The sequence below is a fragment of the Streptosporangium sp. NPDC006007 genome (assembly GCF_040614315.1).
Lineage (GTDB): Bacteria > Actinomycetota > Actinomycetes > Streptosporangiales > Streptosporangiaceae > Streptosporangium.
Map to the genome: position 1 here is coordinate 77,632 of NZ_JBEXUG010000013.1, position 26,393 is coordinate 104,024.

A 26,393-nucleotide genomic window follows, 5' to 3' on the forward strand; every position below is an offset into this window, starting at 1 on the left:
CGTTCGGGAGTCCTTTCCCGATGAGGGCGGGCGGGGTTCGGGCCGACAGGGGAACGACTCACCCATTTATCTGACAAATGAGTCAATGGGCGCAAACTTCGCCTTCCTCCACATAGGCCGGTGGCCCGCCCTATGCTGGGTGCCCCCATCGCGGAGACTCGGAGGTTCTGGTGTCAACGGAGGTTCTGTCACCGGAGGAAACACGTCCGGAGAGCCCCTTCCTCCGCTCCCACTGGCTCTTCATGATCGCCCTGCTGGCCGGCGCCGGGCTCAGGGCCGTGGCCGTGCTGGGCTACCGGCCGGCCCTGTGGTTCTGGGCCGACTCCTTCGTCTACCTCAACGCCGGGCTGGACCCGCGTCCGCTGGAGTCCCGCCCGTCGGGCTACCCGCTGTTCCTGTGGATGCTGAAACCGCTCTCCAGCGTCCAGGCCGTCGTGGTGATCCAGCACCTGCTCGGGCTGACCGCCGCCTGCTGCGTCTACCTCCTGCTGCGCCGCCTCGGCGGGCTGCCGGGCTGGGGGGCGACGCTCGCCACGCTCCCGGTGCTGCTGGAGGTCCACCAGGTCCAGCTCGAACACCTCGTCATGGCCGACCTGCTGCTGGAGTTCCTCGTGATGGCGGCGGTCACGCTGGTGATGTGGCGGCGCCGCCCACCGGTGTGGATCGCGCTGCTCGCCGGACTCCTGCTCGCCGCGGCGACCGTCACCCGGACGATCGGGCTGCCGCTGATCGCCGTGGTACTGGTCTGCATGGTGATCCGGCGCGCCGGATGGCGGGCGTTCACCGCCGCGGCGCTGACCTGCGCGATCGGGCTGGGCGGCTACGCGGCCTGGTTCGCGTCCACCTACGGCGACTACGGGCTGACCCGCGGCAACGCCTTCCTGTGGGCGCGCACGCTCACCTTCGCCGACTGCGAGCGGATCAGGCCCTCAGGTCCCGAGGCCGCGCTCTGCCCCACCGACCCGGTGGGCGAGCGCAAGGCCCCTCCGGCCTACATCTGGGACGGCGCCTCACCGCTGAACAAGGTCAAGGGCACCTGGGCCGAGCGCGACAGGCTCGCCGGCGACTTCGCGATCCAGGCCATCAGGGCCCAGCCGCTCGACTTCCTGCGCGCGGGCCTGGCGGACGTGGGCCACATCTTCGACTGGGACCGCCGGGTCTACCCCACCCCGGGCCCGCAGAGCGCCTACGTCTTCCCCGACGTCGCCAGGCCCCTCCCCGCCGGGATCGCCTCCCAGGGCAGGACCGCCGGAGAGCTGACCACGGCCTACCAGGGCGTATCCGGCGACACCCGCCTCACCGAGCCCTACGCCGGATGGCTGCGCGCCTACCAGCGGTACGGCTCCCTGCGCGGCCCGTACCTCGCGATGATCCTGCTGGTCGGCCTGGTCGGCGTCCTGCTCCACTGGCGGCGGCTGGGCGGCGCCGTACTGCTGCCCTGGGCGGTGGGGACCGTGCTGCTGGTCCTTCCACCCTTCATCGCGGCCTTCGACCACCGCTACGTGGTGCCCGCCGTCCCCTTCCTCTGCCTGGCCGCCGGACTGGCCTTCGGGACGCGGCGGGAGCCGCCGTCAGCGCCGCCGGACGTGGAGACGGACGGAGGCCCCGAGATCCTCATCCCCGACAGTTTTGCGGACCTTCGTGACGACGTCCTTGTTCAGCCGGGTGACGAGTTTTCCGACGTCGGCCGTGGGCTCACAGCTCACCGCGATCCGCAGCCGATCACCCCGTACCGTCCTGACATGGATGCGACTCAGTCCTTCGACTTCTTTAAGCGCGACGCCAAGCATCGCGGTGCCGGACCCGCTCCGGCTTCCCCACCGCCCCCAGCCCAGAGCACGCACCAGCCACCTGATCGCCAGGAGAGCCAGTACTACCTGTAGCAGCGCGGCCGACCAGCCCAGCCACGGATGCCCGGACAGATAGCCGGGGAGCTCCCGGCTCAGAATCCGGTCGCCGGCCGCCTGGGAACCGATCTTTCCCTGGCTCCGAATCCAGGCGTAGAGCCCGGCCCCGGTCAGAACCGCCCCGGAGACGGCCAGGCCGATCCGATTGCCCAGGTACGCCCTCATCAGACTCCCCTCCTGCGCAGCCGTACCACGACCTCGCCCCCGCACATCGCGCCCAGAATCGCCAGCCGGTCCCCCACCACCGTGCCCACCTGGCGCAGCAGGTGACCGGTACGGTCCGCGCCGGTGAACACGGTGACCTCGATGTCGCGCGACCCAAGGCGCACCCGCGCCCTGCCCACCTCGTCCACCGACTCGGCCGCCGCCCGCAGCGTACGGCGGAGTCCCGCCCGGGTCAGGCCGATCACCATGCGGGAGTCCGAGGACTCCAGCGGCACCAGCCGGGTCCGCCCCGGCAGGGCTGCGAGCACCAGCAGCAGGACACCGGCCGCCAGCGCGGCCGTCGCCACGGTGAACACCGCCGGGTCCGACCACTTCACCGCCCCGATCCCGCCCGCGAGCTTTCGGTACGGCACGCGCCCGAGCGGAGAGCCCATCGCCAGACCGGCCGTCACCCCGGCGGCGGCGGAGAGCCCGGCGGCGGCCAGCAGGGCCACCAGCACGCCCGCCGGAGTCCTCTCCGGTCTCAGCAATCGCACCGACCTGCGGCGCACCGCGTGCAGGTGTTCTCCGGCCGTCGTGCCCCCCGCTCCCGCCAAGATGTCCTGGAGAGTACTCATCACCTGGTCAGGTCTACGCGCCCCGGCCGCCTCACGCGGGGTCCGACCGGCAATTTTCACGATCTTGGGAGCCTCCTGGCCGGAGAATTTACCGCCGGGCAACTAACATGAACATTACTCACATTCGCCTGGATGTGACTATCCTGCCGACATGGACGACCGTCAGCGCTACGACCGGGCCACCGCGCACCTGACCCCTCCCCTCGCCGTGCTCGACCTGGCGGCCCTGCGCTCGAACGCGGCGGACATGATCCGGCGGGCCGGCGGCAAGCCCATCAGGGTCGCCAGCAAGTCCGTCCGCTCCCGGCCCGTCCTGGAGCGGGTCCTCGCCATGGACGGCTTCACCGGCGTCATGGCCTTCACCCTGCCCGAGGCCCTCTGGCTGGTCTCCTGCGGGCTGAGGGACGTGCTTGTCGCCTATCCCACCGTGGACCGCTCCGCGCTCGCCGAACTGGCCGCCGATCCCCGGGCGGCCGAGGAGATCACCGTCACGGTGGACCGGACCGAACACCTGGATCTCATCGAGTCGGCGATCGGCGGCATCCCCAACCGTCACGAGATCCGGATATGTCTGGACATCGACGCGGGTTTCATCGCCCTCGGCGGCAGGTTCCGGGCGGGTGCCCGCCGCTCCCCCGTCCGCGAGGCCGACCAGGCCGCCGACCTGGCGACCGACATCGTCAAACGCCCCGGCCTCCGCCTGACCGGCGTGCTGGCCTACGAGGCCCAGATCGCCGGGGTCGGCGACGATCGGCCGGGCAACCCGGCCCTCACCAGGGCGATCCGCTGGATGCAGGCTCGATCGTGGCAGGAGCTGATCGTACGCAGAGGACACATCGTCCAGGCCGTCCGCCGGGTCGCCGACCTGGAGTTCGTCAACGGCGGCGGCACCGGCAGCATTGAGAAGACCGTCCGCGAGAAGGCCGTCACCGAGGTCGCCGCGGGCTCGGGCCTCTTCCACCCCCGCCTGTTCGACTTCTACCGAGGCTTCTCCGGCCGGCCCGCCGCCCTGTTCGCCCTCCCCGTCGTCCGCCGCCCGGCCCCCGGCGTCGTCACCGTCCTCGGCGGCGGCTACCACGCCTCCGGCGCCCCGGGCCCGGACCGGCTGCCCCAGCCCTACCTGCCCGGCGGGCTGCGCTACGACCCCGACGAGGGCGCCGGCGAGGTCCAGACCCCGCTCCTGGGCCGGGCCGCCGACCAACTACGGCTCGGCGACCGCGTCTGGTTCCGGCACGCCAAGGCGGGCGAGCTCTGTGAGCGCTTCGCGGCCCTGCACCTGATCGACGGCGACGAGGTGGTGGAGACGGCCCCCACCTACCGAGGCGAGGGGCGCACCTTCCTCTAACGGGGGTGAACCGAGAGTGAGTTGCCCGGTCAGGCGGACTCGATCCGGTAAGCCTCCGCCGCGCCTCCGTACCCGCCGCATCCGCGCCCGGCCGCGCGTCACCGGCGGCGGCGCCGCCACAGCGTGATCATCGCGGTGACCACCAGCGCGGCGCCCACACTGACCAGGAGCGGCGCCAGGCTCGGCTGCTCCTCGGCCCAGAGGCCGTCCGGCTCGTCCCGCACCGCGGCCGGCCGCGACGTGACCCCCACCGCGTCACCCACCCTGTCGGCGACGGAGGTCAGGAACTGCTTCGCGCTCGACTCGGCCTTGGCCGCGGTCCGCCGCGCGACCTGCTTCGGGCTGACCCGATCGGCGATGGCGTCAACCGTCTGGGCCAACTCCGCGCGGGTCCGCTCGATCCGCCGCTCCAACTCCGCGGGATCGGTCTCCGCCATGGCACTCCTCTCATCGCCTTCGACTCTCATCGCCGTCGACACTGAGCAGTCTGTCAGGTCCCGCCGGCCCACGGCACTTCGGGCGGGCCGGTAAGTTGACCCGGGAACGATTCCCCGGAGGAGACACATGAGACCAGAGCCCGGCGACGCCGCCCCGGACTTCACGCTTCCCGCCGCCGACGGCACCACCGTGTCACTGGACGCCTACCGCGGCAAACGCGTCATCCTCTACTTCTACCCCGCCGCGATGACCCCCGGCTGCACCAAGCAGGCGTGCGACTTCCGCGACAGCCTCGCCTCCCTGACCGCCGCCGGCCTCGTCGTCCTCGGCGTGTCGAAGGACACCCCGGCCAAGCTCGCCACGTTCGTCGAACGCGAAGCCCTGACCTTCCCCCTCCTGTCGGACCCCGGCCTGGAGGTCCACCGGGCCTACGGCGCCCACGGCGAGAAGACGATGTACGGCAGGACCACCGTCGGCGTGATCCGTTCCACCTTCGTCATCGATTCCGACGGAAAAATCGAAAAGGCCCTCCACAACGTGAAGGCCACCGGCCACGTGGCCCGTCTCCGCCGCGAACTCGGCATCGATTAATCGCCTTTTTTCACCGTTTGGCGCGGCCCGCGCATGCTCCAGGAATTGTCGGAACCCTTCCGTAGGCTTGGAGCATGCCCAGCAAATACAAATACACCCCCGAAATGCTGGCCGAAGCCGCGGCGAACTCGCTGAGTGTCGCCGACGTCCTCCGCCGTCTCGGCATCACCGCCGCGGGCGGAAATCACGCGCACATCAGCCGCCAACTGAGACGCCTCGGAATCGACACCTCGCACTTCCTCGGCCAGGCACGTCATCGCGGGCAACGTTCGGCCAGGCGACTGCCTCCGGAGGAGGTCCTCCGGATGCGCCCGCCGGGATCCCTCAGAACGAAGCCCCCCATGCTCCGCCGGGCACTTCAGGAAGCCGGGGTGCCCTACCGGTGTAGTGCCTGTAAGATCGAGGGCGCCTGGGAGGGCGGGCCGCTCACGCTGCACGTCGACCACCTCAATGGCGACTGGCTTGACAACAGAATAAATAACTTGCGATTCCTCTGCCCGAACTGCCATTCTCAGACAGAGAACTTCGCGGGAAAAAACAAAGGGGCCGTAGCCCAACGGCAGGAGGCAGCGTCTTTAGGTGGCGCGCAGTATGGGTTCGAATCCCATCGGCCCCACGATCGCATTGAAAAACATACCGTCGTGCTGAACTCAGTGAACGTAGGCGTCATCCTGTCCGGCCAGGACGCGTTCTTTCTCGAATACTACGTGAACAGTGGACGCGCCAAATCGAGATCCGCGGCGATACGTGCGGCGGTCCGGTTGCTGCGCGAATCCGACCTCGCGAGGGACCGCGTCCCCGCCTCCGACGCCTCCTGCTCTGACGAGGACGCCCCGCGACGGGTTCCCGCCGGAGACGGTGACGGGCCTTCAGGGGGTCCGGGCGGCGGCCGATCGGGCGTCTTGCCGTAGGGGTTGCGGGGTGGGCGGGCCGGTCTCCGAGACGTGGGCGGGCCGGTTCCTCACGCGGGGGCCTGCCGGATCCCGGCGCGGGATGCCGCCGGGTCGCGCGGCGCGTCCTCTTCACCGCGCGACCCGACGCCGTTGTGACCCGCCATCACAACCGTTTCTCCCTTTACTCACCCCGGAGGGTGCTCCCGGAAACCATGGTGGCAAACAGTGGGTAAAGACCGCGTAAGCCGTACGCGATATGCGACCTGAGTCGTATACGGGTTCCCCCTTTAGGGGGAAGGCCACTGATCTGCGTATACGTATGGTGGGGGTGTGTTCGGCAGAGTACGCGCCTGGAGTCGGCGCCATCCAAGGATCGTGGACATCCTCTGGCTGGCGCCGTTCGTGCTGGTCTCGCTCTGGAACGTGTGGCTCGTCGCGGTGGAGCCGGAGCCGCTCTGGATCCCCCGTGTTCCGGGGTTCCGGGAGTTCCTCGGCATCGGGCTGATGCTGACCGTGCCGCTCTTCTGGCTGCGGAAACATCCCCTCGCGGTGTTCGCGATCGTCTCACTGGCGAGTTTCGCCCAGTGGCTGGCCGGGGTGATACCGCTGTTCTTCAACACGGCCGTGCTCATCGCGATGTACGGCGTGGCGTCGCGCCGCCGGCTTCGCTGGGCGGTCGCCGCCGGCCTGGTGGCGGAGCTGGGGCTGGCGCTCTCCTTCGGGCAGATCACCACGGATCCGGATTTCAACTCATGGGCCACCGCCTCGGTGTTCGTGGTCGCGATCTGGATCACGGGGATCTACACCAATACCCGCCGCCGCTATCTGGAGAGCCTGGAGGAGCGGGCCGAGCGGGCCGAGCACGAGCGTGACCAGCAGGCCCGGCTGGCCGCGGCGGCCGAGCGGACCCGGATCGCCCGCGAGCTGCACGACGTGGTCGCGCACAACGTGAGTGTGATCATCGTCCAGGCCGACGGGGCGAGCTACGCGATCGACAGCGATCCCGAGCAGGCCCGCGAGGCGATGCGGGCGATCTCCAGCACGGGCCGGCGGGCGCTGGCCGAGATGCGGAGGATGGTCGGGGTGCTGCGGGCCGACGGCGTGCCCGAGGAGTACGCCCCGCAGCCGAGCCTGTCGCAGCTGGACGACCTGGTGACCCAGGTGCGCTCCTCCGGACTGCCCGTCGATTTCCGGGTCATCGGCTCTCGGCGGGAGCTTCCCGAGGGGGAGCAGCTGACGGTCTACCGGATCGTCCAGGAGGCGCTCACCAACAGCCTCAAGCACGGCGGTCCCGGCACCCGGGCCACGGTCGAGGTGGAGTACGGCGCCCGGGAGGTCTGCCTGCGGGTGACCGACGACGGCCGCGGCGGCGCCGCCCCCGGGTGCCCGGGCGGGCACGGCCTGGTCGGTATGCGGGAGCGGGTGTCCATGTTCGGCGGGACCGTTGAGGCGAGGCCGCGTGCGGGGGGCGGGTTCCGGGTGGTCGCGCGGTTGCCGACGGGCGAGCCCGGGGAGATCCGGGCGGCGTGACGTGACCGGACAGGCCAGGACAAGACAGGACGGGGCGGGACAGGACGGGGCGGGGCGGGGCGACGGGGGCTCTTCCGGGGGCGCGGGCCACCGGGGTGGGTGAGAGAGTACTGAGGAAGCGGTGCCGGAGCGGACCCGGCTCGATGGACGAGATCGCCGGCCGAGAGGCGAGAGCCACCGGCGGGGCGAGTGAGAAGTGGTGGAAGATCCGTGATTCGCGTGATGCTGGTGGACGATCAGGAACTCCTGCGGGCCGGGTTCCGCATGGTGCTCGGCGCGCAGCCGGACATCGAGATCGTCGCGGAGGCGGGCAACGGGGCCGACGCGGTCGAGGCGGCCCGGACGGTCGAGATCGACGTCGTGCTGATGGACGTGCGGATGCCGGTCATGGACGGGGTGGAGGCGACCAGGCTGATCTGCGCGGCGGGCGAGAGACCACGGGTGCTGATCCTGACCACGTTCGACCTGGACGACTACGCGTTCGCGGCGCTGAAGGCGGGCGCCTCGGGGTTCCTGCTGAAGGACGTGCCGCCCTCGGACCTGGTCAGCGCGATCCTCTCGGTGCACAGCGGGGACGCGGTGGTGGCTCCGAGCACGACACGACGGCTGCTGGAGCGCTTCACCGTGCATCTCCCCGCGCCGGGCACGGCCGAGCCGGAGGCGCTCGGCGGGCTGACCGCACGGGAGCGGGAGGTGCTCGTGCTGGTGGCCAGGGGCCTGTCGAACACGGAGATCGCCGGTCGGCTGGACCTGGCGGAGGCGACGGTCAAGACGCACCTGGGCAGGGTTCTGTCCAAGCTGGGCCTGCGGGATCGGGCCCAGGTGGTCGTGTACGCCTACGAGTCCGGTCTGGTCGTCCCGCATTCGGCGGGCTAGGAGTGCAACCGGGCGCGTTCACCGGGTCGCGCACCGGTCCGCGGGGAGCACGCCCCCTCACCGGGCAGCCGGCCGTGCCCGCCGTACCGGCATGGCCGGCCGTGCCCGAGGTGCCGGTACGGCGGGCGGGACGTCCCGGGTTCGGGACGGTGCTCTCCGGCCTGGGCGCCGTTCCGGGGCGCTCGGCCGAATGGCCGAGCCGGGACTACCTCTGAGGTAGCAGCCGCCCCACCGTGGAGGTCCTGCGGGGGACGCGAAGTCCGTCCTGGAGTCCGATGGATCGCGTTTTCCCCGGCAATAGCGTTTGTCACGTCATAACGCATATGTTGCCGAGGAGAACTGACGTGACCATAACCGGAGAGGTCGGCGCCTGGAGCGCGCGGAGAGAAGCTGCGGCCGCCGTTGTGGCCAAGGGTCTGACCAAAATGTACGGCCAGGGGGACGCGGCCGTGCACGCCCTTCGGGGGGTGGACGTCTCCTTCGCGACAAGTGCCTTCACCGCGATCATGGGGCCTTCCGGCTCCGGTAAGTCCACGCTGATGCACTGCCTGGCCGGGCTCGACACGGTCACCGGCGGGCAGGTGCACATCGGGGAGGTGGAGCTGACCGGGCTGGGCGACAGGCAGCTCACCCTGCTCCGCCGCGAGCGGATCGGCTTCATCTTCCAGGCGTTCAACCTGCTGCCGACGCTGACCGCCGAGCAGAACATCCGGCTCCCGCTGGAGATCGCCGGGCGCCAGGCCGACCAGGACCTGTTCGACCGGGTCGTGGACACCGTGGGCCTGCGTGACCGGCTCGGCCACAGGCCGACCGAGCTGTCCGGCGGCCAGCAGCAGCGGGTCGCGGTGGCCCGCGCCCTGATCAGCAAGCCGCGGGTCATCTTCGCCGACGAACCGACCGGTAACCTGGACTCGCGCAGCGGCGCCGAGGTGCTGTCCTTCCTGCGCACGTCGGTACGTGAGCTGGGGCAGACGATCGTGATGGTCACCCACGACCCGGTCGCGGCCTCCTACGCCGATCGCGTGATCTTCCTGCGCGACGGGCTGCTGGTCAGCGAGCTGCTCCAGCCGACCCCGCAGACCGTGCTGGACACACTGATGAAGCTGGAGTCCTGAGTTGCTCAAGACGACTCTGGCCGGACTGCGGGCGCACAAGCTGCGCCTGCTGCTCACCTCGCTGGCGATCGCGCTGGGGGTGGGCTTCATCGTGGGCACGTTCGTGCTCACCGACACCATGCAGGCGGGCTTCACCCAGAAGTTCGCCGCGGCGGCCGACAAGATCGATGTTGCCGTGCTGCCCGTTTCGGATGAGAAGACCGGTACGGGGGAGCAGCTCTCCGACACCGTGCTGAGGAGGATCCGCGCGCTCGACGGCGTCCGGGACGCGCAGGGTCTGGTGCGGGGCACGGCCGCGTTGATCGGCAAGGACGGCAAGGCGGCCGGTGACTTTCCGACGGGCGGGATCTCCGTTCCCGAGGGCTCGCTGAACCGCGTCCCGATCACCAGTGGCTCCGCCCCGAAGACCCCGGCGGAGGCCGTGCTCGACGAGAACACCGCCGAGACGCGCGACTTCAAGGTCGGCGACATCGTCACGGTGCTGGACTCCAAGAACGCCGAGCACCGGTTCACGCTGGTGGGCCTGTTCGACACCGGCCTCGACCAGCAGCTGGCCTACACCGGCGGGGTCGGCTTCACCACCGGCACGGCCCGGGCGATGACCGGGGAGAAGGGGTACCAGGAGATCGACGTCGCCGGCGCCGAGGGCGTGTCCCAGGAGACGGTGCGCGACTCGGTCGCGGCGGCCCTGGGGGCGGGCTACCAGGTCAAGACCGGCGAGCGGTACGCCGACGACCTGGTCAAGGTCAACGGCGCCGACAACGGGTTCATCACCGTGGGCCTGCTGCTGTTCGGCCTGGTGGCGATGTTCGTGGCCGCGCTGGTCATCTACAACACCTTCAACATCCTCATCGCCCAGCGGACCCGGGAGATGGCGCTGCTGCGCTGCATCGGCGCGACGCGCGGGCAGGTTTTCGGCTCCATCGTGCTGGAGTCCGCCGTGGTCGGCCTGGTGTCGTCGGTGCTGGGCCTGCTGCTCGGCTACGGCCTGGGCGCGGGGGCCCTCGCCGTACTCATCTCGATCGGTGCGCCGTTGCCCTCGGCGACCGCGGCGCTGGCGCCGCGCACGATCGTTCTCGCGCTGCTCGTCGGCCTCGTCGTCACGGTGGGGGCGGCGCTGCTGCCCGCCCGGTCCGCGACGAAGGTGGCGCCGATCGCGGCGCTGCGATCGCAGATCGACGAGCACACCTTCCGGGCCGGCCTGATCCGGGTGATCTCCGCGCTGCTCTTCCTGGTCGCGGGGGTGGGCGCCACGGCGGCCGGGGTGACCATGGAGCGCGGGCAGATCGCGCTCGTCGTGGTCATGGCGGGCGGCCTGCTCGTCTTCCTCGGGGTGCTGATCCTCGGCCCGGTGATCGTCAAACCGCTCGGTGCCTTCGTGGGCTGGCTGCCCGGCAGGCTCGCCGGGGTGCCCGGCAGGCTCGCCCTGGACAACTCCGGACGTAACCCCCGGCGATCGGCGACCACGACCGTGGCGCTCACCGTGGGGGTGACGCTGATGACGCTCATCTCGGTCCTGGTCGGCACCATGCGGCTGACCTATGCCCAGAAGCTCGACGAGCAGTTCCCCGTCGACTACATGGTCCAGGCCCAGGGTGGCGGCTCCGGCCTGCCCCGCGCGCTGGCCGACGACCTGAGGACCAGGCCGGAGCTGACCTCCGTCGCCGCGTTCCGCGAGACCGAGGCCAAGGCCGGAAACAAGGGTGAGGAGTATCAGGTCGGCACGTTCGTCGCGCCCCCGGACTTCAGGCCGAAGCTCACCTCGGGCTCGATCGACGCGCTCAAGCCCGGGACCGCGATCGTCGCAGACTACGTCGTGAAGGACCTCGGCGTCACGGTGGGCGGCCGGATCCCGGTGCGGACCGCGGAGGCCGGCTCGGTCGATCTCACGGTGGTGGGCGTCTTCGACGCCCGGAAGGCCGACCTGGCGGGGGTGACCGTGCCGGCCGGAGACTTCGACCGCTACTTCGGCCCGGTCGACGACAGCCGGGTGCTGGTCAACGCCAAGGACGGCACCGACCTCACCCGGGCCAGGAAGGCCGTCGAGGCGGCCGCGCAGCCGTATCCGAGGGCGAAGGTCGCCAGTTCGACGGATGTCCGGGGCGAGTTCGACGAGGCGCTCGACATGGTCGTGATGATCATTACCGGCCTGCTGGGCCTGGCGGTGCTGATCTCGCTGCTGGGCATCGCCAACACGCTCTCCCTCTCGGTCCACGAGCGGACCCGGGAGTCGGCGCTGCTCCGGGCGCTCGGCCTGACCCGTCCTCAGCTGCGGCGGATGCTCTCGATCGAGGCGCTGATCCTCGGGCTCATCGGCGCGCTGGTCGGTGTGGTGCTCGGCGTGGCGTTCGGCTGGGCCGCGACGCGGACGTTGACGGACAACCTCGTGTTCGACCTCCCGGTGCCGCAGATCCTGGCGTTCGTGGTGGTGTCCGGTCTGGCCGGTGTGCTCGCCGCCGTACTGCCCGCCCGCAGGGCGGCGCGGGCCTCGATCGTCGACTCGCTCGCCACGGGCTGAGCGGGCGGCGTCCCGGCCTCCGCTCCGCCTCGCGCGGAGACCGGCCGAGCCCGGCTCGGAACGGGCCGGTCTCCGGTGGACCGGCCCGTTCCGAGGGGCACGGTCCGCCTCCCGCCGCTCGGCCGGAGGCCGTGTCCTTCCGGGGTGCGGCCCGGAAGGACACGGGGTTATCGGGGGCGGCGGCCCGGCCACTGGTCGGCGACGGTCTCGGGGTTGAGGAGGGGCCGGATGGCGACCTCCCCGGTGACCTTGTCGATGATCACGCATCCGCCGCCGACCGTGTCGGGCAGCACGCCGGGGTCGTCGGGCTCGGGCTCCTTCGACCACGCGACATAGCCCTCGTTGAAGGCATAAATCCGGATTTCGGCGGCTGAACCTGGGGTCCGAACCCCGTTGAAGTACTCCTCGGCGACAGCCCTGGCCTGGTCGAGGTTCACAGCCTCCGCCCCTCCCTGTCGATCACCACGCAGAAGACGCCGGTAACCGCGTCGTACGGCGGATCGACCGCCATATGCCCTCGCTGCGCGTCGATCCAGATCACCTCTCCCCCGGAGTTCACCGCGTTCCACACGTGGCTGCCCCCGGCCGGCCAGCGGTTGGCGATGATCGCGGCGGCGCCGTGGCCCCCCGCCAGCAGCGCCTGGCCGATCGGGACGTAGGCCTGCCGGCCCTGCCCCACGTACTGGAAGCGCTGCCCCAGCCACCGCTCGGCCCTGGCCACCCCACCGGCCTCACCGGTGAGCAGCGGCCTGCCGATCCGGTCGTACTCCGGCCGCCGGGGCGCGGCCACCGTCGGCGTGCCATACCAGGTGGACAGCACCGCCAGCGCGCAGTCCAGCGCGTTGGTCGCCCGGAAGGGGTCGTCCGCCGCCCCGGCCCCGTTGATCAGCCGGACCCACATACCCCGTGGATCGGGAAAACGCCTGGGCATTCCCTGACCGGTCACCGGTACGGCCCGCACCATGTCCTCCTGGGTCTGCGGGTCCGGCCTCACCAGCCCGCCCGCCACACCGTACGGCCTGCACCGCTCCAACCGCGACGGCCGCCACGGCCCTCGCTCCGGTCCCCGGTCCGGCATCCGGTCCGGCTCCCGCTCCGGCATTCGCTCCGGCACCCGTGGCGCGGCCACCACGGCCACCGCCTGGGGCTCCAGCTCGAAGTCCCGCCACCGCTGCCCGTCAGCGGTCACCACGGGGTTGTAGACCCCCGTGGGCAAAAACGACTGAGTCACACGGTCCCCCTTGGCCACCCGTTCGGCCCCGATGCTAGGGCGGCCCCCCATACGACGCGGACGAGTTGACCAGATCAGGGGCTGGGCTCGCCCCTCCGACACCCTCCGCCGGCGCCTGGAACGCCGGTCAGGCGACGTCGACGGTGATGGTGTGCCATCCGGTGGCCCCGTCGGGAGCCACCGAGGCGCGCTCGGCGGTCTGGGTGTAGCCGGTGGCGTCGGTGGCCCGCACCTCGATGGTGTGACCACCGGGTGTGGCGTCCCAGTCGTCGACCACCCACTGGCGCCAGGTGTCGGCGGTCGGCGCCTCGGCCAGCCGGGCCCGCGACCACCCGCCCCCGTCGACCCGGACCTCGACCGCCGCCACGCCCCTGTGCTGTGCCCAGGCGACACCCGCGATCACCGTACGGCCCGCCGCGACGCGCGCGCCGTCCCGCGGCAGGTCGATGCGCGACTCCGTCTTGACCGGCCCCCTGGCCGACCACCCCCTGGGCGTCCAGTACGCCTTGTCCCGGTCGAACCGGGTGACCTTGATGTCCGTCACCCACTTGGTGGCCGAGACATAGCCGTAGAGACCGGGGATGACCTGACGGACCGGGAAGCCGTGCTCGACCGGGAGCGGCTCGCCGTTCATCCCGATGGCCAGCAGCGCGTCGCGGCCGTCGAGGGCGACGTCGATCGGGGTTCCGGAGGTCCAGCCGTCGGCGGAGGCGCTGAGCAGCATGTCGGCGTCCCGGTGCACCCCCGCGTCGCGCAGCACACCGGCCAGGCCGGCGCCCAGCCAGCGGGCGTTGCCGACGAGCGACCCGCCGACCTCGTTGGAGACGCAGCACAGCGTGACGTCGGCCTCCATCAGGGGGAGTTTCATCAGGTCGGCGAAGGTGAGCTCGACGGGCCTGTCCACCATGCCGTGGATCCGCAGGGCCCAGTCCCTGGGATCGACCTGGGGCACCATGAGGGCGGTGTCCACCCGGTAGAAGTCCTGGTTCGGGGTGACGAAGGGCGACAGACCGGCGATCCTCAGGTCCACCCCGGCCGGCAGTGGCGGGGCCGGGGTGGCGGGCCGGGGCAGCGTCAGGCCGCCCCGGGCCGCGCTCACCTCCGCGCGTCCCGACAGCATCCGCCCGATCACACCGCTCACCCCGGCCACGGCGACGCCGCCGAGTGTCCAGACCAGCAGGTCGCGCCGGTCGAACACGCGACGGTCCTCGCCGGCCCGCGCGACCGCCCGTGCCCGGACACCCGGCCGCTCCCCCTCCGGCTCCTCGGCGGCGCGGGCGGGCGGCTCCCCGGTGACACGGACGCCAGGGCGCCCCGCGGCATGGGCGGGCGGCTCGCCGACGGCACCGGCCGACGGCTCGCCGACAGCGTGCCGCAGCAGGGCGCGCAGGGCGAACCCGGCCGCGGCGACACCCGCCAGGGTGGGGACGACGTCCACCAGCGCCGCGCCAGGCCGGGTCAGGACGGCGAGAACGCCGACGGCGCCGAAGGCGGCCAGCCCCGCCAGGCCGTAGGGGAGGTCTTTTGCCGCCAGGACGCCGACGGCGGCGGCGATCACGGTCAGGACCAGGAAGATGCCCACCAGCAGCGCGGTCTTGTCGTTCTCGCCGAAGGCGCGGATCGCGAACTCCTTCAGCGGGGCCGGGGTGAGGTCGACGAAGGCGTTGCCCACCGCGACGACGGGGAAGGCCGAGGCCTTCACCAGCCCGGCGAAGAGCAGGGACACCCCAACCGCCACCGCACCTGTCACCAGGCCGATCAGCACCGCCGCCCAGAGGGGCACACGCCGGTTACCGTCCATGCTCCCGACGGTACGCCCCCACGGACAACAGGACCTTATCCACCGGCCATGCGCCCGCCGGGGAGGGCACCAGCCGTCCCCTGCCGTCCCCCTGCGGGGGTCGCTCAGCCGAGCACTTCGGCGATGACGGGCGCCAGCGCGCGGAAGGCGCGGCCCCGGTGACTGATCGCGTTCTTCTCCTCCGCCGACAGCTCGGCCGTCGTGCGGCCCTCCCCCTCCGGTACGAAGATCGGGTCGTAGCCGAAGCCGTTGACGCCGCGCGGCGTATCAATGATCATGCCGTGCAGCGCGCCCTCGGCCACCCACTCCTTCCCGGAGGGCAGGGCCAGCACCGCCGCGCAGGCGAAGTGGGCGCCCCGGTGCTCCGGCGGCACGCCGGACACCTGGGCGAGCAGCAGCCTCAGGTTCGCCTCGTCGTCGCCGTGCCCGCCGGACCAGCGGGCGGAGAAGATGCCGGGCATGCCGTTCAGCGCGTCCACGCACAGGCCCGAGTCGTCGGCGATCGCCGGCAGGCCCGACTCCCGGGCCACGGCGTGGGCCTTGAGCAGGGCGTTCTCGGCGAAGGTCAGGCCGGTCTCGGCGACGTCGCCGATCTCGGGGAACTCCTCCAGCCCGACGATCTCGACCGGAACCGAGGCGTCGGCCAGGATCCGGCGGAGCTCGGCGACCTTTCCGGCGTTCCTGGTGGCCAGCACCAGCCGGCCCGTGGTCACGCCCACCGGCTCGGCCCGCCCGGTGCTCATGCCGGCGTCTCCCGCTGCAGGCGGGTGAGCTCCGCGCATCCGGCGACGCCGAGATCGAGCAGTTCGTCCAGCACGGCCCGGTTGAACGGCCTGCCCTCGGCGGTGCCCTGCACCTCGACGAACTCGCCGCTCCCCGTCATCACCACGTTCATGTCCGTCTCGGCCGCGACGTCCTCGACGTAACACAGGTCCAGCAGGGGGGTGGCCCCGACGACGCCGACCGAGACGGCGGCGACCGAGTCGACCAGCGGGTCGGCGGTGCACATCTTCCGCTCGCGCATCCACCGGACGGCGTCGGCCAGCGCCACGTAGGCGCCGGTGATGGCGGCGGTCCGGGTGCCGCCGTCGGCCTGGAGCACGTCGCAGTCGATGACGACCGAGTTCTCACCGAGGGCCTTGTAGTCGACGCAGGCCCGCAGGGACCGGCCGATCAGGCGGGAGATCTCGTGCGTCCTGCCGCCGATCCTGCCGCGGACCGACTCGCGGTCGTTACGGGTGTTGGTGGCCCGGGGCAGCATGGCGTACTCGGCGGTGATCCAGCCCTGGCCGCTTCCCCGGCGCCAGCGCGGCACGCTGTCCTGCACGGAGGCGGCGCAGAGCACCTTGGTCCCGCCGAACTCGACGAGCACCGACCCCTCGGCGTGGGCGAGCCAGCCACGGGTGATGGTGACGGGGCGGAGCTGATCGGGAGAACGTCCATCTGCGCGAGCCATGCGTCTCACCCTAGGTCATACAGGGCCCCGCTCCGCGCGAGTTCGGTACGGCCGGCGAAACCGCCCCGCGAGGCGTCGTCCAGGATCCGGCCGGGGTCGTACCAGGGCACGAGGTGGGTCAGCACCAGGGTGCCCACATCCGCCCTGGCCGCGTGCTCGGCGGCCTGGCGGCCGTTCAGGTGCAGCCCTGTGGGCAGGCCCGGCCGGTCCAGGAAGGACGCCTCGCACAGCAGCATGTCCGCCCCCGAGGCGAGCTTGACCAGTTCGGCGGACTCCCCGGTGTCGCCCGAGTAGACCACGGAGCGCCCGCCGTGGGAGACCCGGAAGGCATAGGTCTCGACCGGGTGGTTCATCGGCGCGGCCGTCACCTCGAACGGGCCGACCTCGAACACCCCCGGTGTCAGCGGGGCGAAGTCGAAGGCCGTCTCCAGCCTCGGCTCGTCGGGCATGCCGTAGGCGGCGGCCAGGCGACGAGGGGCGTCGGCGGGGGCGTGGACGGGCACCCGGGGCAGCGGCCCCCGCGGGGAGTAGGTGCGCACCACGTGGTAGGGGCACATGTCGAGGCAGTGGTCGGCGTGCAGGTGGGACAGGCAGATCGCGTCCACGTCGTAGAGGCCGATGTGCCGCTGGAGCGCGCCCAGCGCGCCGTTGCCGAAGTCCAGCAGCATGCGGAACCCCTCGGCCTCCAGCAGGTAGCAGGAGGAGGGGCTGTCCGGGCCGGGGAAGCTCCCGGAGCACCCGATGATCGTCAGTTTCACTGCGGGCTCCTCCTTGTCACGCCTGTCACGTTCTAATTCCGCACGACCGGGTCCGGGGCGTACCCGTCGCCGACGGCGGCCCCCACCTCGGCGAACTCGACCGCCTGGATCTCCGGCCCGAGGAAACGCCGCCCGAGCCGGGTGAAGAGACGGGTGTCGCCGGTGGTGGCGAACCGGTGCCGCGCGGTGCCGCCCACGGCGGCCAGGCCCCGGTCGTGCAGGACGCGGTAGACGTCCTTGGCCGTCTCGTCGGCGCTGGACACCAGCGTGACGTCGTCGCCCGCGACGTAGGAGATCGGCCCGGTGAGCAGCGGATAGTGGGTGCAGCCCAGGATCAGCGTGTCGCACCCGTTGCGCAGCACCGGCTCCAGGTAGCCGCGGATGACCTCGATGAGCTCCTCGCTCATCGTCTCCCCCCGCTCCACGAACTCCACCAGCCGGGGCGCGGCCACCCCGGTGAGCAGGACGTCGGGCGCGGCGGTGAAGGCGTCGTGATAGGCCATCGACTCGATCGTGGCCCTGGTCCCGATCACCCCGACCCTGCCGTTGCGGGTGGCCCGTACGGCCCGGCGCGTCGCCGGCTGGATGACCTCGACGACCGGCACGTCGTAGCGCTCACGCGCGTCGCGCAGCATCGCCGCGCTGGCGCTGTTGCACGCGATCACCAGCATCTTGATGCCGTGCTCGACGAGATGGTCCATCACCTCCAGCGCGTAGGCGCGGACCTGCGCGATGGGCCTGGGACCGTACGGCTGCCGCGCCGTGTCGGCCACATAGAAGATCGATTCGCTGGGCAGCTGATCGATGATCGCCCTGGCCACCGTGAGGCCGCCCACACCGCTGTCAAAGATTCCGATATTCGCTTGCGACACGGTTCCCAAGGTTAGGCGACCTGGGACGGCCGCTCACGGTAAGAATCCTCACAACACGATCAACCATGACAAAAGGATCACCCGCGTCCCACCCTGGCGAGTTGGCGGGACTGGGCGACCAGGCGGCCGGCGGAGTCCCAGACCTCGACCTCCTCGTCGAACCAGCCGTCGCCGATCATCCGGCCACCGCCGAGCACCGTGAGCCAGCCGGGGGCGGGCAGCGCGCGCAGGTGCCAGGTGAGGTCCACGGTGGGTGCCCAGCCGAGGGCTCCGGCGGAGAAGACCACCGGTGGCAGCGCGTCCACGGCCAGTGCCAGCACGTAGGGGTCGGGGTCCTGGGGCTCGGCCATCCGGAAGTAGGCGCGGGCCTCGGGGCGGCCGGTGGGGTTGCCGGCGAGCCAGCCGACGGTGGGCGGGTCGAACGCCATCTCCACCTGCGCGTTGAGCGTCATCTTCGACTCGGGCCCGGGGTCGGGCAGCCTGACGCACCGCTCGATCGGCGGCATCGCCACCGAGGGGCCGTCCGTCCAGTCGGGGGCGGTGTCGCCCAGGGTCGCCGTGGTGACCCTGGCCTCGATGACCGGCCTGTCGTCCTGGACGAGGGTGGCGCTGGTCATCGCGACGGTGCGGCCGGCCTTGAGCTGCTCAAGTCTCACCTGGGCGGGGCCCGGCAACGGCACGCGCAGGAACTGCACGCCGGTGGTCACCGGATGCTCGTGCGGCGAGGCGTCCACGACCGCGCGCAGCAGCACGGCCATCAGATAGCCCCCGTTCAGCGGCCCTCCGATCGAGTATCCCGGGTCCAGGCACACGTCGTAGGTGGCCTCGTCCACCCGGATGGCCCGCGTCGCCTCGTCGAACTTCGTCATCCACGCTCCCGAACCTTGTTCTGGAGAGGCCACTTTACCCACCCTTGGCCGCGGGACACCTCCTCGGCCCGGCACGCGTGCCGCTACCTGGGAAAACACGCTTTCGCTGAAAGACTGGCAGCCGTTTTCCGGGGGTTTCACGGGAGGTCGAAGTGGCAGGAGTCGGTGACCTCATCGGTCAGTCGGTGTGGGATTCGGAGGGGGTGTGGGTGGGACAGGTGGTGGACGTCCGAATGGCGAGGAACCGCGGGGGCGGGTTCGGGATGCAGCAGCGGTTCACGGTCTCCGGGCTGGTCGTCTCCCAGCGGCGGACCCCGGTGATGCTCGGCCTCACCCGCGACCCGGGCAGCCGGGCGAACTGGCTGTTCAAGCTCGCGTTCCGGGCGTTCTACAGCGGCAGCAGCATCGTGTCCTGGGACGCGGTGGCCAGCACGGGGAGCGGCGAGATCACGCTGCGGAAGCCGGTCAAGGCGCTGGAGCGGGTCTGATTCGCCCCCTTCCGGCGGCTGATCGTCTCAGCCGGGGTCAACCCCGGTTGGACGGAACAATCGCCTGGTTAGTTTAATGCAAGCCACTTGCTACCAATGTGCACTAAATTTTCGGTATCCAAGAGTCCACATTGTGAGTGAGTATGTCTGCCAACAATCCCCCCGACCAGCCGCCCATGCCGGGTCAGCAGCCCGACAGGACGATCGCCTACCGTCGGAACGAGGGTGCGCAGCACAACGACCAGCCGCACCCTCAGGCCTACCCCCCGCAGGGCGGCTACCCGCAGCAGGACCGGCCCGCGTACCCGCAGCAGGACGCGGGAGGCCACCAGCAGCAGGTCCAGCCCGGCTGGGAGCCGCAGGGCCACCAGCAGCCCGGTCACCCCCAGCAGCCCTACGGCGGGCAGCCCACATACCCGCAGCAGGGCCACCAGCAGCCCGGCTATCCGCAGCAGCCCTACGGTCAGCAGCCCGGCTGGCAGCAGCAGGGCCCCGACTTCCTCGGCGCGGGACAGCCTCCCGCCCCTCCCACCCGCAAGGGGGGCAAGGGCTGGCTGATCGCGGTGGTCGCGGCCCTGGTCGTCGCCCTCGTGGGCGGCGGCGGCGCCCTGGCGGTCAGCCTGCTCAGCGGCGGCGGCAACCAGCCCCACGACGTGCTGCCCGGTAACGCCTTCGGCTACATGCGCCTCGACCTCGACCCGGCCGCGAACCAGAAACTGGCGCTGTTCGACATCGCCGGGAAGTTCACCGTCACCAAGGACTCCTTCACCGGCGACAATCCGCGCCAGGCCCTCTTCAACCTGATCAAGAAGGACTCCGCCAACCTCAGCGAGGTGGACTTCGCCGCCGACGTCGATCCGTGGCTCGGGGACCGGGTCGGCCTGGCCGTACTCCCCCCCGCCAGGGCGGACGCCCCTCCCGGCGTCGTGGCGGCCGTGCAGGTCACCGACGAGACCAAGGCCAAGGCCGGGATCGCCAAGCTGATGAACGGCGAGAAGTACGGCATCACGTTCCGTGAGGACTACGCGCTGCTCGCCGAGACCCAGGCGCAGGCCGACCAGGCCGCCCAGGCCGCGCCGCTCTCCGGCAACGCCACCTTCTCCGACGACCTGGGCGCCCTCGGCGAGACCGGTGTGCTCTCCTTCTGGATGAACGCGGGCAAGGTCGCCGAGCTCGCCCCCCAGCTGGGCGCCCAGAACCCCGAGGCGCTCGCGCAGATCAAGAACCTCCGGGTGGCCGGCGCGCTCCGCTTCGACGGCGAGTACGTCGAACTGGCCGGTATCAGCCGTGGCGCGCAGGCCCTGGACACGGGGCAGCCCGAGGTCTCCAAGATCGGCGCGCTTCCGGCCTCCACCGCCGCCGCGATCTCCGTCTCCGGCCTCGGCGACGTGATCGGCAAGCAGTGGTCCCAGCTCATGAAGTCGGCCGAGCAGTCCGGCGCGGGCTCGTTCCAGCAGTTCGCCACCCAGGCCCAGCAGCAGTACGGCCTGGCGCTCCCCGCCGACATGGCGACGCTGCTGGGCAAGAACCTCACCCTGGCCCTGGACGCCAACGGCCTCAACGGCGACCAGCCCAGGTTCGGCGCCCGCATCGCCACCGACCCGGCCAAGGCCCAGGAGGTCGTGGGCAAGATCGAGAAGTTCCTCGCCGACTCCGGCACCAGCGTCCCGCAGCTCGCCAAGGTCCCCGGTGACGGCACCTTCGTCCTGGCCAGTTCCCAGGAGTACGCCGCCGAACTCGCCAAGGACGGCACCCTGGGCGAGGACGAGGGCTTCAAGCTGGCGATCCCCAACGCCGACGAGGCGACGTTCGCCGCCTACGTCGACCTCGACAAGGTGGAGAAGCTCTACCTTGAGGGCCTCCAGGGCGACGACAAGGCCAACCTCCAGATCCTGCGCGCCGTCGGTATCAGCGGAACCCAGTCCGGCGGCGACGCCTCCTTCTCCCTCCGGGTCCTGTTCAACTGACCCACCCGCCCAGCCGGGCGAAAAGCTCCACCGAATCGCGACGGGTGGGCGTTCCACGGAACGCCCACCCGTCGCGATTTCCCAGCGAGAAGAGTTAAGGGGCGGCCACCCCGCCGGGGAAGGAGGAAGGCCGGTTCACCGGATGAGGGCGGGTTGCGCACGCTCGGGTGGTCAGGCCAGATCCTCGAAGTCGCCGCTCTTGACTCCGGTGAGGAAGGCATCCCATTCGGAGGAGGTGAAAGCCAGCACAGGGCCACCGGAATCCTTGGAGTCACGGACCAGGAAGAGGCGGCCGAGGTCTGCTGCGGGCACGGCTTCGGCGGGGACGTTACCGGCGAGTGCGACCTCGACGCAGCTCGGGCCGTTGCCACTGAGGGAGATTTTCCGCCAGACACCGACCTCGACACACTGGCCGTTGCCACTACTGCGACTGCTCTTACGCCATTCGATATGTGACAGATCGGGATTAGTCATTCCATCACCTCTTCAGCAATCGCGGCCACCAACGAGCACGAGCCGTCAGGGCTGAGAGCCACAGCGCGGAGGTGCTCAAATGTCAGGGTATATCGCTGAAGGTCGGCTTCCTTCTCCAGAAACAGATCTCCCGCCATGCTGTCGACGTACACGACGTCGGGGTCAGGTCGCGAGAACTGGAGAATGGCGAAGGAGCCTGGCATACCTGGATGTGCTCCAGCCTGGAACGGGATGATTTGGATCGTCACGTGGGGCAATTCGGCCGCCTGCGTCAGGTGACGTAGCTGTCCCAGCATCACCTGCGGTCCACCGACGCGACGGCGTACGGCGGCTTCGTCCAGGATGGCCCATAGCCGCAGAGGGGGCTTGCCGACCAGGAGCTGCTGGCGCGCCATCCGGGCCTGTACCCGACTTTCCACCTCATCCCGGCTCGCCATGGGCAGAACTCCCCTGATGACAGCCTGAGCGTAGTCCTCGGTTTGGAGGAGGCCTGGCACGAACAGCGACTCATAGTTCCATACGGACTGCGCCTCGGCCTCGAACCCGATGTAGGTCGTGTACTGCTCTGGCAGTTCGGATGGGAAAGAGCGCATCCAACCGCGCTGGGTGGCTTCCTTGGAGAGGGCTACCAGTTCGACGCGCCGGGTCTCAGAGACCACATAAACATCGCACAGGGCTGCGAGAGTACGTGCCTGCGGACGGGTCTTCGCTGTCTCGATGCGATACAAAGTGGCCTCGTTGATCGAAGTACGGGCGGCCACGTCTTCCCTGGTCATCTCGGCAGCCTCGCGGAGTCGCCGCAGTTCGGCCGCGAGTCGGCGCAAGCGAACGGTCGGGGTATGACGACTGGACACGGGACTTTTCTCCTTAAAAACATATTTCGGACCAGCGGCGAGCGCGCTCATAGAAAATTATGCAAGCAATGCATCTGCATAGCTTGCATAGTCTTAGTAGACGGATGCACACTGAGCCTCGATGCTTCCACACCTACCCATGACTCGTTACGGAGAGCTTTCAAATGACCGCCACGAGTCATGGGACACCGGAAGGGCAGGCGACAGATGAGGGTGAGCACTCTCGAAGGGTGGGGCGGCTACCTGGCGAGGCTGGCTTGGGAGCTGGACGAGCTGGGATTCGACTCCGTGGTCAGGTTTCCTCCCGGCAGGCGGCCGAGTCTGGAGATCTTCGCACCCCCGGGGCGACCGAGGGTCAGGAGCACACGGTGGGGCCGCACCTCGGTGTTCACCTGGCTCCGGAACCGCGATCGGGATGCCCTGACCGGGGTACGGAATGCCTTCGAGCGGATCGCGGAGGTGGCGTGGTGAGGACACTGGGGCTGCTGGGGCAGGTCGATCTTCCCGCCGAGGTCGCGACCGTTCCCCAGGTCCGGCGCTACGTCCGCGACTTGCTGGACGGCACCGGCCATCCTCAGACCGACGAGGCACTGCTGCTGGTCACCGAGCTCGTGACGAACTCCGTACGCCACTCCGACTCAGGCCGCACCCCCGGCGGCCGGGTCACCGTGACCGTCATCGCCCATAATGGAACGCTCCATTTTGACGTCATCGACGCCGGATCGGCTGGGCACCGGCCCATGCTCTGCCCCGACGTGCCCTTCGACAGCGGTGGCGGACGCGGGTTGTGGCTGGTCCAGGAGATGTCCTCGGCCTGGGGCTGGTACGAGACAGCAGCCGGGCGCGTGGTCTGGTTCCAACTGGCGGGGCCGTGAACGGGCCCCCCGACGGGGCCATGAACCCGGCACCCCGTTGAAAAGGGCCACCCTCACGTCCGCGAGGCGGAGGCCGCGTGGATCTCCTTGCTGTACGGCCTGGCGCTATAACCGGACTCCCGACTCACCCGACGAACCACCCGCCCCCAGGACACTCGGGGCGAGTCCCGCCTCCGGCCCCGCTCCGAGCCCGGTGGATCACGAGGTCAGAGGGTCCCGGGATCAGGCCCAGAGCTGGCCTTCGAGGCGCTCCTCGGCCTCGTCCAGGGTGCCCTCGTAGGCGCCGGTGGACAGGTATTTCCAGCCGCCGTCCGCCACCACGAACACGATGTCGGCCCGTTCCCCGGCCTTGACGGCCTTGGCCGCCATGCCGAGCGCGGCGTGCAGGGCGGCCCCGGTGGAGACTCCGGCGAAGATGCCCTCGGCGGTCAGCAGTTCCCTCGTCCGGCGGAGCGCGTCTCCGGAGGAGACGGAGAAGCGGGTGGTCAGGACCTGGGGGTCGTAGAGTTCGGGGATGAAGCCCTCGTCCACGTTGCGCAGGCCGTAGACCAGTTCGCCGTAGCGCGGCTCGGCGGCGACGATCCTCACGCCGGGAACGTGCTCGCGCAGAAAGCGGCCGACGCCCATCAGGGTGCCGGTGGTGCCGAGCCCGGCCACGAAGTGGGTGACGGACGGCAGGTCCCGAAGGATCTCCGGGCCCGTCGTCTCGTAGTGGGAACGCCAGTTGGCCGGGTTGCCGTACTGGTAGAGCATCACCCAGTCGGGGTGCTCCTCTGCCAGGCCCTTGGCGACCCGCACGGCCTCGTTGGAGCCTCCGGCCGCCGGGGAGGAGATGATCTCCGCGCCCCACATGCGGAGCAGCTGGCGGCGCTCGTCGGAGGTGTTCTCCGGCATCACGCAGACCAGCCGATACCCCTTGAGCCGGGCGGACATCGCCAGTGAGATGCCGGTGTTGCCGCTGGTGGGTTCGAGGATCGTGCAGCCGGGACGGAGCAGCCCGTCCTTCTCGGCCTGCTCGATCATCCACAGCGCCGGACGGTCCTTGATCGAGCCCGTCGGGTTGCGGTCTTCGAGCTTCGCCCAGATCCGCACGTCCGCCGAGGGGGACAGCCTGGGCAGGCCGACCAGGGGGGTATGGCCGACCGAGTCGATCAGTGATTCAAAGCGCATGATGTAGGGCTTCCGCCTCGTGTCAACGACCAGGGAACGTCGCCGTGCGCCACCGGCCGCCGGGACCGGCGGCGCACGGCGGCTAGCGGGACCCGCCGGCCACGGCCGGCAGGACGGTGACCGTGTCGCCGTCGGCGACCGGGGTCTCCAGTCCGCCCAGGAAGCGGACGTCCTCGTCGTTCAGGTACACGTTGACGAAGCGGCGCAGCGCGCCCTTGTCGACCAGGCGCTCCTTGAGCCCGGGGTGCCGGGACTCCAGGTCGCCGATCAGCTCCTCAAGCGTGGCGCCCTTGGCGTCGACGGCCTTGGCGCCGTCGGTATAGGTGCGCAGAATGGTGGGAATGCGAATCTCGATGGCCATCGCGGTCAGTCTCCTCGTGTCGTCATGAGAGTGCCGCCCACCGGTTCAGAACATCGGTGGGCACGGAGGGATTCCGGAACTGCCGTTCAGCGACAGTCGTAGACGACGACAGAGGGGGTGTGCGCGAACAGGAAACTCTGCACGGGCGCCAGGTCCGCGTGCCGGGCCCGCGAACCGGGACGCGGGAGCACGTCCTCCAGGTTCGGGTCAACGGTCATCACGGTCACCAGCTTACCAACAGGCACATTTCCTCCTCACGGCCGTATCACTCGGTGAAACCCTCGGAGACCCCGGTCACTCCGCGACGATCGTGATCTCCTCCTCCCGCACCACTCCGTCGAGGATCCGGTAGGAGCGGACCTCGGCCTCCCGCCCCAGCTCCTCACGGGTGGAGACCAGCAGGTAGTGGGCGTTGGGCTCGGCGGCGTAGCTGATGTCGGTGCGCGAGGGATACGCCTCCGTCGAGGTGTGGGAGTGGTAGATGACCACCGGCTCCTCGTCGCGGTCGTCCATCTCGCGCCAGACGCGCAACTGCTCCAGCGAGTCGAAACGGTAGAACGTGGGCGACCTCTCGGCGTTCTCCATCGTGATGAGGCGCCGGGGCGAGTCCGAGCCGATCGGCCCGGCGACCACGCCACAGGCCTCGTCCGGGTGGTCGGCCCGGGCGTGCGCGATGATCTTGTCAACCAGTTCCCGAGAGATGATGAGCATGTCTGGAAGCTACCAAAGAGCGCGGATCAGGGTGTCCTGGAGGTAGGTCAGCCAGTCGTAGGTGACATATGCCGCATAGCGTGGATCGTCCTCCGGCATGCCGGCGATCTCGTCGTGGATCTCCTCGGTCACCTCCAACCGGGTGCCGAGCGCCAGCCGTACGTCGTTCAGCGCGCGCATCCACGCCTGCGCCTGCTCACGGGTGAGCTCGACCCGGCCGGGCTCCGCGCTGTCGAGCATGGTCTGCGCGTCGGCCCGCTTGCCCTCGCGCAAGGTCGCCTCGGTGTAGCGGCGGAACTCGGCGGACTGCTCGGAGTCCTGGTAGGCCGAGGGGAAGAGCCTGGCCAGCACCGGGTCGGCCGGCTGCTCGGACGGGCCGATGCCCAGGGCACGCTCCAGCGGGTCGTCCCCGGTCTCACCGGGCTCTATCAGACCCAGGATCTGGGAGACCAGCGAGCGCAGGATCGAGACCTCGGCGGCGTCGAAGACGGTGATCACACCACCCTTGTGC

General features: G+C 70.4%; 28 protein-coding genes, 1 tRNA gene and 1 pseudogene. 13 read left to right on the forward strand and 17 right to left on the reverse strand.

The genetic code is table 11. The features are described 5' to 3' along the window. Positions 1–170 precede the first annotated feature (170 nt). A complete protein-coding gene (locus tag ABZ194_RS13165) occupies positions 171–1,883 on the forward strand; it encodes a hypothetical protein (RefSeq protein WP_355595597.1) in 1,713 nt (570 codons plus the stop codon). Positions 1,884–2,071: 188 nt separating this feature from the next. Here ABZ194_RS13165 and ABZ194_RS13170 read toward each other — a convergent pair whose 3' ends face one another. Next, positions 2,072–2,689: a DUF6286 domain-containing protein gene (locus ABZ194_RS13170; protein WP_355595599.1), complete on the reverse strand. Its 618-nt coding sequence runs from the start codon at positions 2,687–2,689 to the stop codon at positions 2,072–2,074. Positions 2,690–2,840: 151 nt separating this feature from the next. On the opposite strand from ABZ194_RS13170, the gene ABZ194_RS13175 reads away from it, so the two are divergent. Next, positions 2,841–4,034 carry an amino acid deaminase/aldolase gene (locus ABZ194_RS13175; RefSeq protein WP_355595601.1) on the forward strand — a complete coding sequence of 398 codons (1,194 nt, stop codon included), beginning with the start codon at positions 2,841–2,843 and terminating at the stop codon, positions 4,032–4,034. Between the two features lie 98 nt (positions 4,035–4,132). Here ABZ194_RS13175 and ABZ194_RS13180 read toward each other — a convergent pair whose 3' ends face one another. Next, positions 4,133–4,471 (reverse strand): DUF3618 domain-containing protein, encoded by a 339-nt coding sequence (locus tag ABZ194_RS13180; RefSeq protein WP_355595603.1) that lies wholly within the window; start codon positions 4,469–4,471, stop codon positions 4,133–4,135. Between the two features lie 127 nt (positions 4,472–4,598). On the opposite strand from ABZ194_RS13180, the gene bcp reads away from it, so the two are divergent. The 7 genes and pseudogenes from bcp (at position 4,599) to ABZ194_RS13215 (ending at position 11,995) form a co-directional block, all read left to right on the forward strand. Further along, positions 4,599–5,063, forward strand: a complete 465-nt coding sequence (gene bcp / locus ABZ194_RS13185) for a thioredoxin-dependent thiol peroxidase (RefSeq protein ID WP_355595605.1) — start codon at positions 4,599–4,601, stop codon at positions 5,061–5,063. 341 nt (positions 5,064–5,404) lie between these two features. Beyond that, a pseudogene (locus ABZ194_RS13190) lies at positions 5,405–5,575 on the forward strand (HNH endonuclease); the annotation flags it as partial. 30 nt (positions 5,576–5,605) lie between these two features. Further along, positions 5,606–5,679: transfer RNA gene (locus ABZ194_RS13195), tRNA-Leu, on the forward strand. Positions 5,680–6,286: 607 nt separating this feature from the next. Then, on the forward strand, positions 6,287–7,486 hold the full coding sequence (locus ABZ194_RS13200; protein ID WP_355595607.1) for a sensor histidine kinase: 1,200 nt from the start codon (positions 6,287–6,289) through the stop codon (positions 7,484–7,486). A gap of 210 nt (positions 7,487–7,696) precedes the next feature. After that, the gene (locus ABZ194_RS13205; protein ID WP_355595609.1) at positions 7,697–8,362 is read left to right on the forward strand and encodes a response regulator transcription factor; all 666 of its coding nucleotides are present in this window, start codon (positions 7,697–7,699) and stop codon (positions 8,360–8,362) included. Positions 8,363–8,787: 425 nt separating this feature from the next. Further along, complete coding sequence (locus ABZ194_RS13210) at positions 8,788–9,477, forward strand: ABC transporter ATP-binding protein (RefSeq protein WP_355595754.1); 690 nt, start codon at positions 8,788–8,790, stop codon at positions 9,475–9,477. A gap of 1 nt (position 9,478) precedes the next feature. Next, positions 9,479–11,995 carry an FtsX-like permease family protein gene (locus tag ABZ194_RS13215; RefSeq protein ID WP_355595611.1) on the forward strand — a complete coding sequence of 839 codons (2,517 nt, stop codon included), beginning with the start codon at positions 9,479–9,481 and terminating at the stop codon, positions 11,993–11,995. A 167-nt stretch (positions 11,996–12,162) separates the two neighbouring features. Here the strand turns inward: ABZ194_RS13215 and ABZ194_RS13220 are convergent, their stop codons facing one another. The 8 genes from ABZ194_RS13220 to ABZ194_RS13255 form a co-directional block, all read right to left on the reverse strand. Next, positions 12,163–12,432 (reverse strand): hypothetical protein, encoded by a 270-nt coding sequence (locus ABZ194_RS13220; protein ID WP_355595613.1) that lies wholly within the window; start codon positions 12,430–12,432, stop codon positions 12,163–12,165. Further along, complete coding sequence (locus ABZ194_RS13225) at positions 12,429–13,226, reverse strand: toxin glutamine deamidase domain-containing protein (RefSeq protein WP_355595615.1); 798 nt, start codon at positions 13,224–13,226, stop codon at positions 12,429–12,431. The genes ABZ194_RS13220 and ABZ194_RS13225 overlap by 4 nt, the downstream gene beginning before the upstream one ends. Positions 13,227–13,353: 127 nt before the next feature. Continuing rightward, positions 13,354–15,027: a molybdopterin-dependent oxidoreductase gene (locus ABZ194_RS13230; RefSeq protein ID WP_355595617.1), complete on the reverse strand. Its 1,674-nt coding sequence runs from the start codon at positions 15,025–15,027 to the stop codon at positions 13,354–13,356. A 104-nt stretch (positions 15,028–15,131) separates the two neighbouring features. Beyond that, complete coding sequence (locus ABZ194_RS13235; RefSeq protein WP_355595619.1) at positions 15,132–15,770, reverse strand: XTP/dITP diphosphatase; 639 nt, start codon at positions 15,768–15,770, stop codon at positions 15,132–15,134. After that, positions 15,767–16,483, reverse strand: a complete 717-nt coding sequence (gene rph, locus ABZ194_RS13240; RefSeq protein WP_355595621.1) for a ribonuclease PH — start codon at positions 16,481–16,483, stop codon at positions 15,767–15,769. Before rph ends, ABZ194_RS13235 begins: the two co-directional genes overlap by 4 nt. A 5-nt stretch (positions 16,484–16,488) precedes the next feature. Beyond that, positions 16,489–17,241, reverse strand: a complete 753-nt coding sequence (locus ABZ194_RS13245; RefSeq protein ID WP_355595623.1) for an MBL fold metallo-hydrolase — start codon at positions 17,239–17,241, stop codon at positions 16,489–16,491. Between the two features lie 32 nt (positions 17,242–17,273). Then, a complete protein-coding gene (gene murI, locus ABZ194_RS13250; RefSeq protein ID WP_355595625.1) occupies positions 17,274–18,113 on the reverse strand; it encodes a glutamate racemase in 840 nt (279 codons plus the stop codon). A gap of 77 nt (positions 18,114–18,190) precedes the next feature. Continuing rightward, positions 18,191–18,982 (reverse strand): thioesterase family protein, encoded by a 792-nt coding sequence (locus ABZ194_RS13255; protein ID WP_355595627.1) that lies wholly within the window; start codon positions 18,980–18,982, stop codon positions 18,191–18,193. 152 nt (positions 18,983–19,134) lie between these two features. Between ABZ194_RS13255 and ABZ194_RS13260 the strand changes: the two genes are divergently transcribed. Next, positions 19,135–19,470, forward strand: coding sequence for a hypothetical protein (locus ABZ194_RS13260; protein WP_355595629.1), 336 nt, complete (start codon positions 19,135–19,137; stop codon positions 19,468–19,470). A 143-nt stretch (positions 19,471–19,613) separates the two neighbouring features. Beyond that, a complete protein-coding gene (locus ABZ194_RS13265; RefSeq protein WP_355595631.1) occupies positions 19,614–21,437 on the forward strand; it encodes a DUF3352 domain-containing protein in 1,824 nt (607 codons plus the stop codon). Between the two features lie 171 nt (positions 21,438–21,608). Here the strand turns inward: ABZ194_RS13265 and ABZ194_RS13270 are convergent, their stop codons facing one another. Next, positions 21,609–21,911, reverse strand: a complete 303-nt coding sequence (locus ABZ194_RS13270) for a DUF397 domain-containing protein (RefSeq protein ID WP_355595633.1) — start codon at positions 21,909–21,911, stop codon at positions 21,609–21,611. Beyond that, on the reverse strand, positions 21,908–22,816 hold the full coding sequence (locus ABZ194_RS13275) for a helix-turn-helix transcriptional regulator (RefSeq protein ID WP_355595635.1): 909 nt from the start codon (positions 22,814–22,816) through the stop codon (positions 21,908–21,910). Before ABZ194_RS13275 ends, ABZ194_RS13270 begins: the two co-directional genes overlap by 4 nt. 162 nt (positions 22,817–22,978) lie before the next feature. Here ABZ194_RS13275 and ABZ194_RS13280 point away from each other — a divergent pair, with 162 nt between their 5' ends. Together ABZ194_RS13280 and ABZ194_RS13285 are read left to right on the forward strand one after the other, a co-directional pair. Then, on the forward strand, positions 22,979–23,236 hold the full coding sequence (locus ABZ194_RS13280) for a hypothetical protein (protein ID WP_355595637.1): 258 nt from the start codon (positions 22,979–22,981) through the stop codon (positions 23,234–23,236). Then, on the forward strand, positions 23,230–23,640 hold the full coding sequence (locus tag ABZ194_RS13285; RefSeq protein ID WP_355595639.1) for an ATP-binding protein: 411 nt from the start codon (positions 23,230–23,232) through the stop codon (positions 23,638–23,640). The genes ABZ194_RS13280 and ABZ194_RS13285 overlap by 7 nt, the downstream gene beginning before the upstream one ends. 222 nt (positions 23,641–23,862) lie before the next feature. Here ABZ194_RS13285 and ABZ194_RS13290 read toward each other — a convergent pair whose 3' ends face one another. The 5 genes from ABZ194_RS13290 to ABZ194_RS13310 all read right to left on the reverse strand — a co-directional run bounded on the left by ABZ194_RS13290 (position 23,863) and on the right by ABZ194_RS13310 (position 26,380). Beyond that, on the reverse strand, positions 23,863–24,810 hold the full coding sequence (locus tag ABZ194_RS13290; RefSeq protein WP_355595641.1) for a cysteine synthase: 948 nt from the start codon (positions 24,808–24,810) through the stop codon (positions 23,863–23,865). An 82-nt stretch (positions 24,811–24,892) separates the two neighbouring features. After that, entirely contained in the window at positions 24,893–25,171 is a 279-nt protein-coding gene (locus ABZ194_RS13295) for a MoaD/ThiS family protein (protein ID WP_355595643.1), read from the reverse strand. 86 nt (positions 25,172–25,257) lie between these two features. Continuing rightward, positions 25,258–25,416 (reverse strand): hypothetical protein, encoded by a 159-nt coding sequence (locus tag ABZ194_RS13300; protein ID WP_355595645.1) that lies wholly within the window; start codon positions 25,414–25,416, stop codon positions 25,258–25,260. Positions 25,417–25,465: 49 nt separating this feature from the next. Continuing rightward, positions 25,466–25,882: a M67 family metallopeptidase gene (locus ABZ194_RS13305; protein ID WP_355595647.1), complete on the reverse strand. Its 417-nt coding sequence runs from the start codon at positions 25,880–25,882 to the stop codon at positions 25,466–25,468. A gap of 9 nt (positions 25,883–25,891) precedes the next feature. Beyond that, positions 25,892–26,380 (reverse strand): DUF2017 domain-containing protein, encoded by a 489-nt coding sequence (locus ABZ194_RS13310; protein WP_355595649.1) that lies wholly within the window; start codon positions 26,378–26,380, stop codon positions 25,892–25,894. Between the last annotated feature and the right edge of the window lie 13 nt (positions 26,381–26,393).